The 18,084-nt window shown below is 44.1% G+C and carries 14 protein-coding genes; 8 read left to right on the top strand and 6 right to left on the bottom strand.

Features of this window, described 5'->3' with window-relative positions; all coding sequences use genetic code 11:
- Positions 1-218 precede the first annotated feature (218 nt).
- Positions 219-623, top strand: coding sequence for an 8-oxo-dGTP diphosphatase MutT (mutT, locus tag PXH59_RS11015; protein ID WP_047767690.1), 405 nt, complete (start codon positions 219-221; stop codon positions 621-623).
- Positions 624-712: 89 nt separating this feature from the next.
- On the opposite strand, the gene yacG is transcribed toward mutT, so the two are convergent.
- The 6 genes from yacG to ppdD all read right to left on the bottom strand — a co-directional run bounded on the left by yacG (position 713) and on the right by ppdD (position 5,787).
- Positions 713-904 carry a DNA gyrase inhibitor YacG gene (gene yacG / locus PXH59_RS11010; protein ID WP_285808349.1) on the bottom strand — a complete coding sequence of 64 codons (192 nt, stop codon included), beginning with the start codon at positions 902-904 and terminating at the stop codon, positions 713-715.
- A gap of 75 nt (positions 905-979) precedes the next feature.
- Positions 980-1,738, bottom strand: coding sequence for a cell division protein ZapD (gene zapD / locus PXH59_RS11005; protein ID WP_047767694.1), 759 nt, complete (start codon positions 1,736-1,738; stop codon positions 980-982).
- Complete coding sequence (coaE, locus tag PXH59_RS11000) at positions 1,731-2,354, bottom strand: dephospho-CoA kinase (RefSeq protein ID WP_285808348.1); 624 nt, start codon at positions 2,352-2,354, stop codon at positions 1,731-1,733. Before coaE ends, zapD begins: the two co-directional genes overlap by 8 nt.
- A gap of 132 nt (positions 2,355-2,486) precedes the next feature.
- Positions 2,487-3,686, bottom strand: a complete 1,200-nt coding sequence (hofC, locus tag PXH59_RS10995; protein WP_285808347.1) for a protein transport protein HofC — start codon at positions 3,684-3,686, stop codon at positions 2,487-2,489.
- A complete protein-coding gene (gspE, locus tag PXH59_RS10990) occupies positions 3,683-5,182 on the bottom strand; it encodes a type II secretion system protein GspE (protein ID WP_047767699.1) in 1,500 nt (499 codons plus the stop codon). The genes hofC and gspE overlap by 4 nt, the downstream gene beginning before the upstream one ends.
- Positions 5,183-5,364: 182 nt before the next feature.
- Positions 5,365-5,787, bottom strand: a complete 423-nt coding sequence (gene ppdD, locus PXH59_RS10985) for a prepilin peptidase-dependent pilin (protein WP_047767701.1) — start codon at positions 5,785-5,787, stop codon at positions 5,365-5,367.
- 378 nt (positions 5,788-6,165) lie between these two features.
- On the opposite strand from ppdD, the gene ampD reads away from it, so the two are divergent.
- From ampD to acnB, 7 genes are all read left to right on the top strand, one after another.
- Positions 6,166-6,717, top strand: coding sequence for a 1,6-anhydro-N-acetylmuramyl-L-alanine amidase AmpD (ampD, locus tag PXH59_RS10980; protein ID WP_285808346.1), 552 nt, complete (start codon positions 6,166-6,168; stop codon positions 6,715-6,717).
- Complete coding sequence (ampE, locus tag PXH59_RS10975; protein ID WP_047767704.1) at positions 6,714-7,568, top strand: beta-lactamase regulator AmpE; 855 nt, start codon at positions 6,714-6,716, stop codon at positions 7,566-7,568. Before ampD ends, ampE begins: the two co-directional genes overlap by 4 nt.
- A gap of 527 nt (positions 7,569-8,095) precedes the next feature.
- A complete protein-coding gene (gene pdhR, locus PXH59_RS10970; RefSeq protein ID WP_047767706.1) occupies positions 8,096-8,860 on the top strand; it encodes a pyruvate dehydrogenase complex transcriptional repressor PdhR in 765 nt (254 codons plus the stop codon).
- Between the two features lie 238 nt (positions 8,861-9,098).
- Complete coding sequence (gene aceE / locus PXH59_RS10965) at positions 9,099-11,762, top strand: pyruvate dehydrogenase (acetyl-transferring), homodimeric type (RefSeq protein ID WP_285808345.1); 2,664 nt, start codon at positions 9,099-9,101, stop codon at positions 11,760-11,762.
- Positions 11,763-11,775: 13 nt separating this feature from the next.
- On the top strand, positions 11,776-13,338 hold the full coding sequence (aceF, locus tag PXH59_RS10960) for a pyruvate dehydrogenase complex dihydrolipoyllysine-residue acetyltransferase (protein ID WP_285808344.1): 1,563 nt from the start codon (positions 11,776-11,778) through the stop codon (positions 13,336-13,338).
- Between the two features lie 203 nt (positions 13,339-13,541).
- Positions 13,542-14,969 carry a dihydrolipoyl dehydrogenase gene (lpdA, locus tag PXH59_RS10955; protein ID WP_285808343.1) on the top strand — a complete coding sequence of 476 codons (1,428 nt, stop codon included), beginning with the start codon at positions 13,542-13,544 and terminating at the stop codon, positions 14,967-14,969.
- A gap of 389 nt (positions 14,970-15,358) precedes the next feature.
- On the top strand, positions 15,359-17,956 hold the full coding sequence (gene acnB, locus PXH59_RS10950) for a bifunctional aconitate hydratase 2/2-methylisocitrate dehydratase (RefSeq protein WP_285808342.1): 2,598 nt from the start codon (positions 15,359-15,361) through the stop codon (positions 17,954-17,956).
- Positions 17,957-18,084 lie beyond the last annotated feature (128 nt).

Raw genomic sequence — 18,084 nt, 5'->3', positions numbered from 1 at the left:
AATGCTTAAAATAGTCGTTTTAATCTATTTGTAAGTTAATTTTTGACACTGTTTACAGTTTGTTTTCACATGATTTGTTTTTTCCAGAGAGGTAATTGGTAATTAAAAGCGATGACATTTTATTGCATGAAATACAGATTTGCAGCTTCAACTCATTCTAATGTAACCTGCAATGGATAGTGACTTAAGTTGAATAATAGACGGTAAGAAAAGCGATTATGGAAAAAAAACATCTGCATATTGCAGCAGGTATTATTAAAAATAGCAATGATGAAATTTTTATCACTCAGCGTAGGGCTGATTCACATATGGGCGGTTTTTGGGAGTTTCCCGGAGGAAAACGCGAACAGGGAGAAACATCCGAACAAGCATTGATCAGAGAATTAAAGGAAGAAGTTGGGATCACAGTAACGCACTGTGAATTAATTGATACCATCAAACATGATTTTCCTGATAGAAGTATTACCCTTGATTTTTTCCTGGTGGATGAATGGGAAAACGAGCCGTTTGGTAAAGAAGGGCAACCTTCCCGCTGGGTTTTACAATCAGAATTAATTGCTGATGAATTTCCTCCAGCAAACCGTAGTATTGTAGGCTTTCTAACCCAAAATAGTTCCTGCTAAAGGATTTTTAGTAAATTAGGGTAGTCAAATCATTCAATATAAGCGGCGCCAAATAAAACAGGCACCGCTATAACATATGTTACGTGATATTAAGGCTCTTCACTCCAGTTATCATTTTCTGGACTGTCACTTTGGCTTGCTATTCGTTTTTCTTCACTGGCCCATTCACCCAAGTCGATTAATTGGCAACGTTTACTGCAAAATGGGCGATGTGGACTAATTTCTCCCCATATTACTGTGTTGTCACACGTTGGACATTCGACAGTCAATACTTCAGACATAATACTTTCTCCCGCTTGATTTGAAGGTCATACCCTCCATTTTCACATCACAGCTTGAAATTTATTGGGCCTATGTTAACAGCAGGCCAATTCAAATGACAAATGGGCAGGTACAACACCATGTTCACTATCCATTGGTAAAAAACGGATAGCGAAACGTGTTTTGTAGCCGGAGACTTGTGGGTAAACCAATGTATCTGGCACCACGTCCAATTTTAATCTCAACAAATCGGCTTCATCAGCATTCCCCTGATAAAATCCGTTATGGCTGACTTTAGGGGTGAAAGCGGCGGAGTGGCGTATGAGTTCCAGAATGTTTTCTAAGGCTTGTTGTAACGGATTAAGGCTGTCCAGCCAGGCTGTGACGGATTTATCCCTGACAGATTGTGGTAAATGTAGCCACAGGTGCAATGTTGGCAGGTCAAAGCTACAACATCCTCCGGGAATGCTGAGACGTTGGCGTACCATGCTGATAATCCGATCTTCTTTGATAAATTGGTTAAGCCGTGGGGCTTGGTTCAAGGCAGTACTGCGTTCTTTAAGTTGCTCTGTCAAACTATGGATCATCGCCGTATCGGCATTCGGAGCGCTGAGCCATTGTTTTAATTTCGCTTGCTGGCGATCCAGCTCTTTCAATAGCTCAGAGCGGACTTCACCGCGTTCCATGATCTCAATTAATTCAGCAATTGTACGAAAAAACGAAAGGCTACTCGTCTGAGAATTCAGATGACGTTGTTTTTCCAACTGTTGTAGTGAAGACTCAATTCTCAACCATGAACGCATTTTTTCATTGAGTGGATGTTCAAAAATAATAGTGGATGGTGCATCACTCATTACGGTTTTCCTGTCTGACTGATTTTGCTTGTTTTAAATACTGTTGATGTAGCTCGACCACACGAGAGGTAAGATCTTGTTCACTGCTGTGGTTAACGATGACATCATCTGCCTTTTCCAGTCTGTCCTGACGGCTGGCCTGTGCAGCCAGAATATTTTCTACTTGCTCACGGCTTACTCCATCACGAGCCATGGTTCGGGTAATCTGTACTTCAACTGGGACATCAACAACTAAAACACGATCTGCCAAATGCATTAAATTGTTTTCAATGAGCAAAGGAACAACCCAGATGACATAGGGGGCAGTCACCTGGGTTAATTGCCGCTGTGTGTCTATTTGGATCAGTGGATGTAAAAGAGCATTGAGCCACTGTTTCTCTTCTGGGGCAGCGAAAATTTTTTGGCGTAACATTGCGCGATTAAGGCTACCATCGGGCGATAATATATTGGTCCCAAAGCGCGTGGTGATTGCTTGTAGTGCGGGGGTGCCAGGAGCGACAACTTCTCTGGCGATAATATCTGCATCAACAAGCGGGACACCAAGGGATGAAAATGCATTAGAGATAGTCGTTTTACCGCTACCAATTCCACCCGTAAGTGCAACAATATAAGTCATTCTATCCCTTTAAATATCTCTGATAGCATAATCGAATTGTAACTCAAGGGACGCTGATGGGCTATAAACAAACACGTACAATTCCTGCTTTGGCCGTCTTGGGAAAAGATAATGAAATATGTAATTACCTTGTTAAGTTAATATTGCACCTAATTGAAAAATAGGCAGGTACATAGCCAGCAATAATAAACCGACAATCAAGGCCATTATTAACATCAACAAAGGTTCTAATGATTGAACCAATCTATCAGCAAGGTTGATTGATTTTTCTTGATACCATTCTGCAAGATTGAATAAAAATAATTCTAATTCTCCTGATTCTTCACCTGCCATGACAAATTGTTGGCATAGCGCAGGGAAATATGCTGTTTGTTTTAATGCGTCACTCATTGGTATGCCTTGTTGAATTTGCCTGTGCAGGTTTTTCACGCCAGCAATAAAAACAGGATGCTGAGTTGCTATGAGGGCACATTCAAGCCCCGCCATTAGTGTTAATCCCGCTTTCTGTGTCATAAACAGGATATGAAATATTTGATTAGTCTGTTGATAAATAGTGAGTTGCTTAAAAATAGGGAATCTCAGGAAGAGCATTTTTTCTTTTGCTTTAAAAATGGGAAAACGGTGACGTAGCCATAGATAACTGGTTAATAATATAAATATTATTAACAATAGTAATACGCCATGATGGATCAATAAATCAGATCCTGATAGAACCCACTGTGTTAACAAGGGCAGGGTGGCATTTAGCGAAGAATAGACTTGTCGGAATTCTGGCAGAACAAAGATCAACATCAGAATAATAACCAAAAAGCTCACAAAAGCGACTATCAAGGGATAGTGATAAGCCTTTTGAATTTTCTTCCCCAGCCTATTTTGCTGTTCCAACCGATTAATGATTAACTGGCAGCAGTTTTCAAGCTGGCCGGTTTGTTCTCCTACTGCGATAAGCTGACAGAACAAGGGAGAAAATAGCTTCGGATAGTGTTCGAGTGTGGTGGAGAATGCCTCTCCCTGACGAATTTTCTGAATTATATCCATCAATACACATCGCCAGAGAGCATATTTACACTCTTGCAGTAAAATAGTCAGTCCCTTGAGTAAAGGGATGCCTGAAGTCAGTAACGTACTTAACTGATGAATAAAATGCAGGCGATAGGCAATTTCCTTTTTGCTGTAATAAATAATTTTTTTACATTTAATGGTATAGGGTTGAAGATCGAGATGGCTGAGGTATTGGAATACACTTTTTTTATTGTGCCCAATACTCTCCCCTGTTATGGCTTTTCCATGCTTGTTAATTGCCTGCCATTGGTAAATATATTCTATTTTCATACTGTCTCATGGCCTGTAATCTGATAAATCTCTTCAAGAGTGGTGATTCCTTTTTCCGCTAATGTCAGCCCTGCGGAAAAAAGCGTTGCATCTTGTTGTGAGGTAAGTAGATGTGGGAAGCTGGCGTTAGAACACTCAGACAGGGCTTGCTGGAGTTCAGGTTTGATTTCGAGAAATTCATAGATAGCAGTTCTGCCGTAATAGCCAGAAAAGCAGTGATCACAACCGACCGCATTCCATTTTTTTATAGATGCTGAACCAGTAATATTAGGGATCTCTGTGGATATACTGTCTTGTTGTCGGCAATGGGGGCAAAGCTTACGAACCAGTCGCTGAGCAATAATTAGTTTCACACATGAGGCTGTGGTATAGCCAGAAATTCCCAGATTATGCAGGCGAGATAACGTATCAATAGTGGAATTGGTATGCAGGGTTGATAAAACTAAGTGGCCTGTTTGAGCTGCTTTCATTGATATTTCAGCGGTTTCATTGTCACGGATCTCGCCAACCATAATAATATCGGGATCTTGGCGCAATAATGCTCTGAGAACTTTGGCGAAATCCAGACTAATTTTGTTATTAACTGGTGTTTGGTTGATGCCATTTAAAGGAATTTCGACAGGATCTTCGACACTACAGATATTCTTTTTCGCTTGGTTTAAATATTGCAGGCAGCTATACAATGTGACTGTCTTTCCGCTGCCAGTCGGCCCAGTGACTAAAATCATCCCTTGTGGAAAATGGAGTTTTTGTTGTAAAAGTTGTAATTGTGGTTCAGGCAATCCTAACTGTTCCAGAGATAGTTGATGTATGGTATTTAAAATACGCAGGACTATTTTTTCTCCATGTAGTGTGGGGAGTGTTGATATACGAATCGCATAACTGTTTTTGTTATCACTCCAGTCAAATTGCCCATCCTGAGGCTGGCGTTTTTCAGCGATATTGAGTTTTGCCATGATTTTTAAGCGAGCAGGAATACCCGTATTCATTTGAGGAGGAGGTGCCTGCATGGTATGTAATGTACCATCAACTCGAATACGTATTTGGTAACCACGTTGAGATGGTTCAAAATGAATATCTGAAGCTCTTTTTTGTATTGAAGTTAATATTGTCTGATTAACTAATTGAATAACGGGTGTGTCTATTTCTTCATCATGGAGATTGTTGGTTTGTATTGCATCATGATAATGAGTATGGTGGCTATCAAGGTGATTTATACGGTACGGTTCCTCTTCATCACTTTCTGAACAGTAATTTTTTGCTGACATTAATGAATTTTCTTGTGTCAACATCGATTCTATTTTTGCTTGTGGCCAAATATCTACATTAACGATTAAACCTGAAATAAATCTCAGTGCGGCAATGAAATCCTCATTAGGTGGTTTATTACAGGCAATTGTGATTGTATGGAAATCTTTTTTTATAATAATGGCCTGATGTCGTTGACATAGCTCTTTTATTTCTTTTTCCATTAAAAGGTGATCCTTATTTATCATTATCTTTATTCCTTTAATATTGGTGTGACTTATACTCGATCAACTTCCAATTGTAATCCGCAAGACGACGCGAGGCCTTATATCTCCCCGCTGCGTGGGAAAATATAACACGCATCTTGAAGTTGGATTGGTATAATGGTTTTCTCTTTAATTTAAAGCCTGTCAGGAATGAAAATAACTGTTTAAAATTTCAAGGTTTCCTGACATTTTAGTTTTAACGATTCATTTTCAGATTCACAAATCGCTTCCCATTGAGTGAACCCCGTTTTCGTATCCTGAATAGGTTTTAACGTGGCATGGAGTCCATTAAGGTTTTGCTGACCCACTATCGTTATCTCCCCCTCTTTTACTGAAATGGTGCTGATATAGCGGCTATTGTGGCCTGATGGAATGGAGGGGTGACCAGAGTGACAATTTTTATAATTTGCAGCCTCGAAGCGACACAGTTCCACACCTGATTTATAAGGCACAATAGCTTGTAGCATATCGGTTAATGCGGCTTTTTGGATATATCCCTGATAACTGGGAATGGCAATTGCGCCGAGAATAGACACAATAGCCATAACAACCATTACTTCAATTAAGGTAAATCCTTGTTGTTTCATTTTTTCTCCTTGTATACATATCTGGACTGATTGCCATGTTCAATAGCAGGCATACCCTTCATCTTTTAAGTTGCAATCTATTGGGTATCGGTGCCAATAATCATGGAGAAAAAAGAGAAAAATAAAATATGGTTAATAAAAATTATGAAGCAGGCTCGAAAAAATAACTTTATGTTACATTTTTTTGCACAAATTTTTCGAGTCTGCCCGTAAATAAGAAACCATCCGATATATTGGCCGATTGAAGGTGCTAACATGCTAACTAACTTGTTACACCTTATGCCATAGCATTACGCTTAATGAAGTTGATTGCTATTGGCCATATTGGAAGGGTTATTTTGGCAGGGTGATATTAAATATTAAGGGGGAGGTAAAAGAATGAAGCTGCATGAAGGGTGGATTGATGGTGCGAGAAAGGTGATTTCCCCGCATTGTGATCTGCGCCCAGAAGAAGAAACACCCGCATTATTGGTTATTCATAACATCAGTTTACCTCCTGGCAAGTTTGGTGGCCCTTATATTGATCAATTATTTATGGGAACATTAGATCCTAAAGCCGATCCTTTTTTTGATGAAATTAAGCACTTACGTGTTTCTGCTCACTGCTTAATCCGGCGCGATGGTGAGGTTGTACAATATGTTCCTTTCAATAAAAGAGCTTGGCATGCTGGTGTTTCCTGCTACTGTGACCGTGAGAAATGTAATGATTTTTCGATAGGCATTGAACTGGAAGGCACAGATTATGAGGAATTTACTGAAATTCAGTACACTAAATTAGCGGAGGTTACTGAGCTGCTTATTAGCCAATATCCTGATATTCGTGACAATATTACAGGACACAGCGATATCGCACCGGGAAGGAAAACCGATCCTGGATCTTATTTTTATTGGGAACATTACCGTCAATTATTGCAGGAGCGAGTTGGATGACTCTCTTTATTCTATTGTTAATACTGGCATGGGAACGTGTTTTTAAGATGAGGGATCACTGGCAACTGGAACGCTATCTAGCCCCGGCTTTTGCCAGACTCAAATCACATTCACTATGGGGTAGCCTGGGTATGACCTTTCTGGTCGCTTTATTGACATGGAAGCTTATTGATATTTCTAGCTCTGTTGCTTTTGGTATGCTCGCGATTGTGCTGGGTATCATAATCAGTCTGTTATGTATTGGTGCAGGCAGGCTGCGGCATGATTACCGCGGATATCTTCAGGCTGTGCGCCAGGATGATTTTGGGCAGCAGAAAAAGTATCTTGCTCGTCTGACGATGATTCGGGGAATATTACCTGACACCACAAAAGAAGAGCGGTTGCGTGAGATACAAAATTCATTGATTTGGATAAATTTCCGTTATTATCTTGCCCCTATTTTTTGGTTGGCTGTCTTGGGTCAATTCGGTCCGGCGGTTTTGATGGGGTATGGTTGCCTGAGAGCTTATCAACGTTGGTTGGCCCAGCACGCAACGGCAGTGCAGAGAGCACAATCTGGCGTTGACGGGATACTGCACTGGCTGGATTGGCTTCCTGCACGGTTGGCAGGTATTACCTATGCTTTGTTAGGACATGGAGAGAGAGCCTTACCCGCCTGGATTGCATCACTCACTGATTTTCGGTCATCACAATACAAGGTAGTTAGTCAATTAGCACAATTCGCATTAAGTAAAGAACCCCGTCTTGACCCTATAGAAACACCTGTTGCTGCCGTAACATTAGCGAAAAAAGCGACCTTTACTATTGTGATTATTGTCGCGCTGTTGACGATTTATGGCGCATTAGTTTGACACACAAGAGAGATAGAGGGCCAGGGAAGCCCTTTATTTTTCTGCTGGGGAAATATAAGGCCTCGCGGCTTGAACTTACCAGTGGCATCGGGAACCGTTGTTTGAGTCTGGCTATTTTGATTGACTTATGAATTGTCTGTAATGATTTCTGCCTGAATTTTAATTCATATTTTTTGCATAATTTTGAGTTTTTATCTTGCTGTAACGTTTCATTTTGCTCATCTATGCGTTTAAAAAACGTTAAATCTCCCTGATATCTCCGATCTAAAAATCCTCTCTGGTTATAATTTTCTAATAATATTTAAAATATTTTGTTAAAATTTGCAGGTTTTTATGATTTAGCCCAAGGTCTTTATAGACAGCTAGTGAATACTTTGTTACTTTAAGACCCTGTATTCTAAATTGGTATTACCAATTGACTTTGACCTGTTAACTAGGATTTAATGGCTAAGATTTAGTCAGTAAGACTTAGCTGAGTCGGGCATAGTCCAAAGCAACATTTACTTATTGAATGGCTTACAGCAGATATGGCCTATAGCAAGATTCGCCAACCAAAGTTATCAGATGTGATTGAGCAGCGTCTTGAACAGCTCATTCTCGAAGGCTCGCTACGCCCGGGAGAAAAACTGCTGCCTGAGCGTGAGCTGGCAAAGCAGTTTGAAGTATCACGTCCTTCATTACGCGAAGCCATTCAAAAATTGGAAGCCAAAGGCTTTCTTTTCCGTCGTCAAGGGGGCGGAACTTTCGTGCAGAACAATCTGTGGCAAAGTTTCAGCGACCCACTTGCCCAACTTATTGCAGAGAATCAAGAATCCCAGTTCGATCTCCTTGAAGCCCGTCATGCGTTAGAGGGGATTGCAGCTTATTATGCCGCCCTTAGAGGAACTGATGAGGATTTCCAACGCATTGAGCAAAGCCATCTTGCCATTCAAGAAACACAACAACGTGGTGATGTGAATGCGGAATCTGATGCTGTCTTGCAATACCAACTTGTTGTCACGGAAGCTGCCCATAATGTGGTATTGCTGCATTTATTGCGCTGTATGATCCCAATGTTAGAACAAAATATCAGGCGCAATTTTGAAGTTATTTATACCCGTAAAGAAATGTTGGCAGCTGTTAGTAACCACAGGGCTGAAATTTTTCGCTCTATTATGGCGAGAGAACCGGAAAAAGCCCGTGAGGCTTCCCATCGTCATCTGGCCTTTATTGAAGAAGTTTTATTGGATCTGACTCGTGAACGTACTCGCCGTGAGCGTTCATTGAGGCGGCTCCAGCAACATCAGGAATAAGAGCCTGTCCCTTGGAACGTCATAGACAAATCAAATTCCCGAATGGGGCGGGTTCTAACTTAACTGTACAGATTTGACTGCTGCGTTTGTACAGTTTGTCAACTCTTTTCAAGAGTTTTAGCAGCAATATACAGCAGGGCCTATCTTCCGGTCATAACAGGCAGTTTCGTCAAAAGGTATGACCAGAAGATAGGCTCCAATAACCATTAGAAAATAGATAACAGATAAGGAATACACCATGTCAGATATTTTGAAAAATGACGTGGATCCGATCGAAACTCGCGATTGGTTACAGGCGATCGAATCGGTCATCCGTGAAGAAGGTGTTGAACGTGCTCAGTTCTTGATTGATCAGGTTTTGAATGAAGCTCGTAAAGGTGGTGTTAGCGTTGCTGCAGGTGCTGCAAGCCGCGATTACATCAACACTATTCCTGCTGAGAATGAGCCTGCTTACCCTGGCAACCTGGATTTAGAGCGCCGCATCCGCTCTGCTATTCGCTGGAATGCGGTGATGACCGTTCTGCGTGCATCTAAAAAAGATCTAGAGCTGGGTGGTCACATGGCTTCATTCCAGTCTTCCGCTACCGTTTATGACGTGTGTTTTAACCACTTCTTCCGCGCTCGTAACGAAAATGATGGCGGTGACCTGGTATACTTCCAGGGCCACATTTCCCCTGGCGTTTACGCACGTGCGTTCCTTGAAGGCCGTCTGACAGAAGAGCAGATGAACAACTTCCGTCAGGAAATCGGTGGTAATGGCCTGTCTTCTTACCCGCATCCAAAACTGATGCCTGACTTCTGGCAGTTCCCAACTGTTTCAATGGGTCTGGGACCAATTTCCGCTATTTATCAGGCTAAGTTCCTGAAATATCTGGAAAACCGTGGCCTGAAAGATACTTCTAAACAAACCGTTTACGCTTTCCTGGGCGACGGTGAGATGGATGAACCAGAATCTAAAGGTGCGATCACTATCGCAACTCGTGAAAAACTGGATAATCTGGTATTCGTCATCAACTGTAACTTGCAGCGTCTGGATGGCCCAGTAACCGGTAACGGTAAAATTGTTAACGAACTGGAAGGGATCTTCGAAGGTGCTGGCTGGCAGGTACTGAAAGTCCTGTGGGGTGAGCGTTGGGACGAACTGCTGCGTAAAGACACCAGTGGTAAACTGGTTCAATTAATGAACGAAACGCTGGACGGCGACTATCAGACATTCAAGTCTAAAGATGGTGCTTATGTTCGTGAACACTTCTTCGGTCGTTACCCGGAAACAGCTGCATTAGTCAAAGATATGACTGATGACGAAATTTGGGCTTTGAACCGTGGCGGTCACGATCCGAAGAAAGTTTACGCTGCACTGAAAAAAGCACAGGATACCACGGGCAAACCAACTGTAATCTTGGCTCAGACCATTAAAGGTTACGGTATGGGTGATACCGCCGAAGGTAAGAACATTGCTCACCAGGTTAAGAAAATGAACATGGAAGGCGTTCGTCAGTTCCGTGATCGTTTCAATGTGCCGGTATCTGATGAGCAGATCGAAAACTTGCCATACGTCAATTTCGATAAAGATTCTGAAGAATCTAAGTACCTGCATGAGCGTCGTAACGCACTGGGTGGTTATGTACCAAGCCGTCGCGTTAACTTTGACGAGAAACTGGAAATCCCAGCGCTGGAAGAATTCAGCTCGCTGCTGGAAGAACAATCCAAAGAAATTTCTACCACTATCGCTTTCGTTCGTGCACTGAACGTTATGCTGAAGAACAAGTCGATCAAAGATCGTCTGGTTCCAATTATTGCTGACGAAGCACGTACCTTCGGTATGGAAGGTCTGTTCCGTCAAATCGGTATCTACAGCCCTAATGGTCAGCAGTATACTCCGCAAGACCGTGAGCAAGTTGCATACTATAAAGAAGATGCAAAAGGCCAGATCCTGCAAGAAGGTATCAACGAGCTGGGTGCTGCTTCATCTTGGCTAGCTGCTGCAACTTCTTACAGCACCAATAACCTGCCAATGATCCCGTTCTACATCTACTACTCCATGTTCGGATTCCAGCGTATTGGTGACCTGTGTTGGGCAGCGGGTGACCAGCAAGCGCGTGGCTTCCTGGTTGGTGGTACTTCTGGTCGTACGACTCTGAACGGTGAAGGTTTGCAGCATGAAGATGGCCACAGCCATATTCAGTCCCTGACTATTCCTAACTGTATCTCTTATGATCCCGCATTCGCTTATGAAGTTGCTGTTATCATGCAAGATGGTCTGGAGCGTATGTATGGTGAGCAACAAGAGAATATCTACTACTACATCACCACGCTGAACGAAAACTACCACATGCCAGCCATGCCGGAAGGTGCTGAAGAAGGCATCCGTAAGGGTATCTACAAGCTGGAAAGCCTGGAAGGTGAAAAAGGTAAAGTGCAGTTGCTGGGGTCTGGCTCTATCCTGCGTCACGTTCGTGAAGCAGCGACGATCCTGTCTGCTGAATACGGCATTGGTTCCGATGTATACAGCGTGACTTCCTTCACCGAACTGGCTCGTGATGGTCAGGATTGTGAGCGTTGGAACATGCTGCACCCATCAGAAGAAGCTCGTGTTCCTTATATTGCTCAGGTCATGAACGAAGCTCCGGCTGTTGCTTCTACTGACTACATGAAACTGTTTGCAGAGCAAGTCCGTAGCTTCGTTCCTGTAAGCGATTACCGTGTATTGGGCACTGACGGTTTTGGTCGTTCTGACAGTCGTGAAAATCTGCGTCATCACTTTGAAGTTGATGCTTCTTATGTGGTTGTTGCGGCTCTGGGTGAACTGGCTAAACGTGGCGAAGTTGATGTGAAAGCCGTTGAAGAAGCTATCAAGAAATACAACATCAACCCAGAAAAAGTTAACCCACGTCTGGCATAAGAGGTAAAGATTCATGTCTATCGAAATTAACGTGCCTGATATTGGTGCAGATGAAGTTGAAGTTACCGAGATTTTGGTGAAAGTAGGTGACACAGTAGAAGCAGAACAGTCACTGATTACGGTTGAAGGTGACAAAGCTTCTATGGAAGTTCCTTCTCCACAGGCGGGTGTAGTTAAAGAAATCAAAGTTGCCGTTGGCGACAAAGTTGCAACCGACAAGCTGATCATGATTTTTGAATCCGCAAACGGTACGGCAGAAGCTGCACCTGCACCGCAAGCGGCGGTAGCTCCAGCAGCGGTAGCAGTAGAAAGCAAAGAAGTGAATGTACCCGATATCGGTGGTGACGAAGTTGAAGTGACCGAAATCATGGTAAAAGTGGGTGATACTGTGACTGAGGAGCAGTCACTGATCACAGTTGAAGGTGACAAGGCCTCAATGGAAGTGCCTGCACCATTTGCGGGTACAGTGAAAGAGATCAAAATCGCGGCTGGCGATAAAGTGAAAACGGGTTCTCTGATCATGGTATTCGAGGTTGCGGGTGCGGCTTCAGCGCCAGCAGTCGCTCCGGCTCCTGCGGCTGAACCTGCGAAAGCAGCGCCAGCGCCAGCAGCAAGCAAGCCAGCAGAAGGCAAAAATGAGTTTGCCGAAAATGACGCTTACGTTCACGCGACTCCAGTCATTCGTCGTCTGGCGCGTGAATTTGGCGTAAATCTGGCTAAAGTAAAAGGAACTGGCCGTAAGGGTCGCATCCTGCGCGAAGACATTCAGGCTTATGTGAAAGAGGCGATCAAACGTGCAGAAGCAGCGCCTGCTGCTGCGGGTGGCGGTCTGCCCGGTATGCTGCCGTGGCCAAAAGTTGATTTCAGCAAATTTGGTGAAATCGAAGAAGTTGAAATGAGCCGTATCCAGAAAATTTCTGGTGCTAACCTCAGCCGTAACTGGGTCATGATCCCTCACGTTAATCTGTTTGATGAAGCGGATATCACTGAAGTTGAAGAGTTCCGTAAACAGCAGAACAAAGAAGCTGAAAAGAAACAGCTTGGTGTGAAAATCACTCCGCTGGTGTTTGTCATGAAAGCCGCTGCGAAAGCATTGGAAGCAATGCCTCGCTTTAACAGCTCCATTTCTGAAGATGGCCAGAAGCTGATCCTGAAAAAATATGTCAACATCGGTATCGCGGTTGATACACCTAACGGTTTGGTGGTTCCTGTATTCAAGGATGTCAACAAGAAAGGCATCATGGAACTGTCCAGAGAACTGGCTGAAGTTTCCAAGAAAGCACGTGCTGGTAAGCTGACTGCTTCCGACATGCAGGGTGGTTGCTTCACTATCTCCAGCCTGGGTGGTATCGGTACTACCGGCTTTGCACCAATTGTCAACGCGCCAGAAGTGGCCATCATGGGGCTGTCTCGTTCTTCCATGAAACCCGTCTGGAATGGCAAGGAATTTGTTCCGCGCCTGATTCTGCCTATGTCTCTGTCTTTCGACCACCGTGTGATCGATGGGGCAGATGGTGCACGTTTCATCACTTATATTAATCAATTGATGAGCGATATCCGCCGTTTGGTGATGTAATGCAAAGGCCGGTAAATATACCGGCCTGATAATGACTATCGTGACAGAGTTTTTCGTCTTGCATCTGGCAGGTTGGGATTTCTGTCACGTTAACGCGCTTTTCAGGTTATTTACAATTCTGTAAACTGCTCGCGGTGTGTACGTCCCGGTGGAATATGGTTTTTTTTCGTCTGACCCGCCGGACAAACAATTAAGAGGTCATGATGAGTACTGAAATTAAAGCCCAGGTAGTGGTGCTTGGAGCAGGCCCGGCAGGGTATTCTGCTGCTTTCCGTTGTGCGGACTTAGGTTTGGATACGGTTCTGGTTGAACGTTACGCTACTTTGGGTGGTGTTTGCCTGAATGTGGGTTGTATTCCATCTAAGGCTCTGTTGCATGTTGCTAAAGTGATTGAAGAAGCAAAAGCACTGGCACAGCATGGTATCGTGTTTGGTGAACCGCAAACTGATATTGATAAGATCCGTCTCTGGAAAGAAAAAGTTATTTCTCAGTTGACAGGGGGTCTGGGCGGCATGGCTAAGGGCCGTAAAGTTAACGTTGTTAACGGTGTTGGTAAATTCACCGGTGCTAACACTCTGGTGGTAGAAGGCGAGAACGGCGCAACAACGATCAATTTTGAGAATGCCATTATCGCAGCGGGTTCACGCCCAATTCAGCTACCATTCATTCCACATAATGATCCTCGTGTATGGGATTCTACCGATGCACTGGAACTGAAAACCGTTCCAGGACGCCTGTTAGTGATGGGCGGTGGTATTATCGGTCTGGAAATGGGGACTGTTTACCACGCTCTGGGTTCTCAGATCGATGTGGTAGAAATGTTCGACCAGGTTATTCCTGCGGCAGATAAAGACGTTGTTAAAGTGTTCACTAAACGCATCAGTAAGAAGTTCAACTTGATGCTGGAAACGAAAGTGACCGCAGTAGAAGCTAAAGAGGATGGCATCTACGTAACAATGGAAGGTAAAAAAGCACCGGCAGAGCCACAGCGTTATGATGCGGTTCTGGTTGCTATCGGTCGTGTACCGAACGGTAAACTGATTGATGCTGGCAAAGCGGGCGTCGAAGTTGATGAACGTGGCTTTATCCGTGTGGATAAGCAAATGCGCACTAACGTGCCTCACATCTTTGCTATCGGTGATATCGTTGGTCAGCCAATGCTGGCACACAAAGGTGTTCACGAAGGTCACGTTGCTGCTGAAGTTATTTCTGGTAAGAAACATTACTTCGATCCAAAAGTTATTCCATCCATTGCTTACACTGAGCCAGAAGTGGCATGGGTTGGCCTGACCGAGAAAGAAGCGAAAGAAAAAGGCATTAGCTACGAAACTGCGACTTTCCCATGGGCAGCCTCCGGTCGCGCAATTGCCTCTGACTGTTCAGATGGCATGACTAAACTGATTTTTGATAAAGAAAGTAACCGTATTATCGGTGGTGCCATTGTGGGTACTAACGGCGGTGAACTGCTGGGTGAAATCGGTCTGGCTATCGAAATGGGTTGTGATGCAGAAGATATCGCTCTGACTATCCACGCTCACCCAACCCTGTACGAATCAATTGGCATGGCTGCGGAAATTTACGAAGGCAGCATCACTGACTTGCCAAATCCTAAGGCAAAGAAAAAGAAATAATTCTTTAGATTTTGCAGTAGGTTAAAAAGAAATTTTAAACGGCTTTCAAACAGGAAAGCCGTTTTTATTTACAGATAGTTGCAGTAGAAGTTAAGGAATTTTCAGGCCAAAATAACAACATATAGCATTTAAAACTTTAATACTCTCTCCAGACTCATTTATCCAGAATTTTATTATGGTTTAATGTTGATTTTATGTGAATGAATTAACATGCTATTCAAATTTTGGTATGCTAAACGCCCGAATCTGGGCATAATTCTGATGTTATGCGAGCAAAATCCTCTGACCTTGCACCCTTAGTGATTGTTTTTAGATGATCATTTTCAATGATCGTTAGCGGGTGCTGACAGCCGGGTATATAAAATGACAATGAGAGCGAGGAGAAAGTCGTGCTAGAAGAATACCGCAAGCACGTAGCCGAGCGTGCAGCTCAAGGCATCGTCCCTAGGCCGTTAGACGCAGCTCAAGCAGCAGCGCTGGTCGAATTACTGAAGAACCCACCTAAAGGTGAAGAAGATTTCCTGGTAGATTTACTGACCCATCGTGTCCCTCCTGGTGTAGATGAAGCTGCTTATGTTAAAGCAGGTTTCCTCGCTGCCGTTGCTAAGGGAGAAACTGATTCTCCTTTGGTGACACAGGAAAAAGCCATTGAATTATTGGGAACTATGCAGGGTGGGTATAATATCCACGCTTTAATTGATGCCCTGGATGATGAAAAGTTGGCTCCGATTGCGGCGAAAGCACTTTCTCATACTTTGCTGATGTTCGACAGCTTCTACGATGTGGAAGAAAAAGTAAAAGCGGGTAATGTCCATGCCAAACAGATTATGCAATCGTGGGCAGATGCAAAATGGTTCCTTGGGCGTCCTGAATTAGCGGAAAAAATCACCGTTACCGTCTTTAAGGTCACGGGGGAAACCAACACCGATGATCTTTCTCCTGCTCCTGATGCGTGGTCACGCCCTGATATCCCCTTACATGCTTTGGCAATGCTCAAGAATGCCCGTGAAGGTATTGAGCCTGATCAAGCCGGTGTCGTAGGCCCGGTTAAGCAAATCGAGGCCCTGAGCAAGAAAGGCTATCCATTGGCCTACGTTGGGGATGTGGTGGGTACAGGCTCTTCCCGTAAATCGGCAACGAACTCCGTATTGTGGTTTATGGGGGAAGATATTCCGTTTGTCCCAAATAAACGTGGTGCCGGCGTGGTCTTGGGCGGAAAAATTGCCCCCATTTTCTTCAACACCATGGAAGATGCAGGGGCGTTGCCCATCGAAGTGGATGTTTCCAAACTGAATATGGGAGATGTGATTGATATCTATCCCTATAAAGGTGAAATCCGCCATCACGAATCCAATGAATTACTGGCTACTTTTGCCCTGAAAACCGATGTATTGATCGATGAAGTCCGTGCCGGTGGCCGTATTCCATTGATTATCGGTCGTGGTTTGACTGGCAAGGCGCGAGAATCACTGGGCTTACCACACAGTGATGTATTCCGTCAGGCAAAAGCGGTTGCGAAAAGCGATCGTGGCTTCTCACTGGCACAGAAAATGGTTGGCCGTGCCTGCGGTAAACGTGGTATCCGTCCGGGGGAATATTGTGAGCCTAAGATGACTTCTGTGGGTTCTCAGGATACCACGGGACCAATGACGCGGGATGAATTGAAAGATTTGGCCTGTCTGGGCTTCTCTGCGGATCTGGTCATGCAATCATTCTGCCATACGGCTGCCTATCCAAAACCGGTTGATGTGACGACACACCATACATTGCCTGATTTCATTATGAACCGTGGTGGCGTATCGTTGCGTCCAGGAGATGGCATTATCCACTCATGGTTGAACCGCATGTTATTGCCGGATACGGTGGGTACAGGCGGAGATTCCCATACCCGTTTCCCGATTGGTATTTCTTTCCCGGCGGGTTCAGGTTTGGTGGCATTTGCTGCGGCAACAGGCGTCATGCCGTTGGATATGCCAGAATCTGTACTGGTTCGCTTTAAAGGAAAAATGCAGCCTGGAATCACGTTGCGTGATCTGGTTCATGCCATTCCTTATTATGCGATTCAGCAAGGTTTGCTGACCGTCGAGAAGAAAGGCAAGAAAAACATCTTCTCTGGTCGTATTCTTGAGATTGAAGGTTTGCCTGAACTCAAAGTCGAACAGGCATTCGAGTTGGCTGATGCGTCTGCCGAACGTTCTGCGGCAGGATGCACTATCAAGCTGGATAAAGAGCCAATCATTGAATACTTGCAATCGAACATTGTTTTGCTGAAATGGATGATTGCGGAAGGTTACGGTGATCGCCGGACATTGGAACGCCGTATTATCGGTATGGAAAACTGGCTGAATGATCCTCAATTGTTGGCAGCGGATGCAGATGCTGAATACGCAGCCGTTATTGAGATCGATCTGGCAGACATTAAAGAGCCTATTTTATGTGCACCTAATGATCCCGATGATGCACGTCTGTTATCTGATGTGGCTAACAGCAAAATTGACGAAGTATTCATTGGCTCTTGCATGACGAATATTGGTCATTTCCGTGCGGCGGGTAAATTACTGGATCAGCATAAAGGCCAGTTACCGACTCGCTTATGGGTTGCTCCTCCGACTAAGATGGATGCTGCTCAATTAACGGAAGAAGGTTATTACAGTGTTTTCGGCAAGAGCGGAGCACGCATTGAGATCCCGGGGTGTTCATTGTGCATGGGGAATCAGGCACGTGTGGCGGATGGTGCAACAGTGGTATCCACTTCCACCCGTAACTTTCCTAACCGCTTAGGTTCCGGTGCCAATGTTTACCTTGCTTCGGCGGAGTTGGCGGCTGTCGCTTCACTGTTGGGGCGCTTGCCAACGCCGGAAGAGTATTTGCAGTTCATGGATAAAGTCGATGAAAGCGCGGCCGATACTTATCGCTACCTCAATTTTGATCAATTGAATCAATACACAGAGAAAGCGGAAGACGTGATCTTCCAAACCGCAGTATAAAAAAGTATATTGCAATGTATGGGGAAGCAAATGCTTCCCCTTTTTTTGTTTTTCGGCCTATCGTTTTATAACAATTTCGTAGTAGTTTTTGTCTCAGTTTGTGGGCGGCTTCAGAGGTGGAAATGGCA

Source organism: Xenorhabdus bakwenae (assembly GCF_030272115.1).
GTDB lineage: Bacteria > Pseudomonadota > Gammaproteobacteria > Enterobacterales > Enterobacteriaceae > Xenorhabdus > Xenorhabdus bakwenae.
This window is presented reverse-complemented; position numbering and strand designations above follow the sequence as displayed.

Coding starts and splice junctions, on each gene's coding strand:
- ppdD (WP_047767701.1), bottom strand. CDS start 5,787: ATGAAACAACAAGGATTTACCTTAATTGAAGTAATGGTTGTTATGGCT.
- ampD (WP_285808346.1), top strand. CDS start 6,166: ATGAAGCTGCATGAAGGGTGGATTGATGGTGCGAGAAAGGTGATTTCC.
- lpdA (WP_285808343.1), top strand. CDS start 13,542: ATGAGTACTGAAATTAAAGCCCAGGTAGTGGTGCTTGGAGCAGGCCCG.
- aceF (WP_285808344.1), top strand. CDS start 11,776: ATGTCTATCGAAATTAACGTGCCTGATATTGGTGCAGATGAAGTTGAA.
- hofC (WP_285808347.1), bottom strand. CDS start 3,686: ATGAAAATAGAATATATTTACCAATGGCAGGCAATTAACAAGCATGGA.
- mutT (WP_047767690.1), top strand. CDS start 219: ATGGAAAAAAAACATCTGCATATTGCAGCAGGTATTATTAAAAATAGC.
- ampE (WP_047767704.1), top strand. CDS start 6,714: ATGACTCTCTTTATTCTATTGTTAATACTGGCATGGGAACGTGTTTTT.
- zapD (WP_047767694.1), bottom strand. CDS start 1,738: ATGAGTGATGCACCATCCACTATTATTTTTGAACATCCACTCAATGAA.
- coaE (WP_285808348.1), bottom strand. CDS start 2,354: ATGACTTATATTGTTGCACTTACGGGTGGAATTGGTAGCGGTAAAACG.
- gspE (WP_047767699.1), bottom strand. CDS start 5,182: ATGATAAATAAGGATCACCTTTTAATGGAAAAAGAAATAAAAGAGCTA.
- aceE (WP_285808345.1), top strand. CDS start 9,099: ATGTCAGATATTTTGAAAAATGACGTGGATCCGATCGAAACTCGCGAT.
- yacG (WP_285808349.1), bottom strand. CDS start 904: ATGTCTGAAGTATTGACTGTCGAATGTCCAACGTGTGACAACACAGTA.
- pdhR (WP_047767706.1), top strand. CDS start 8,096: ATGGCCTATAGCAAGATTCGCCAACCAAAGTTATCAGATGTGATTGAG.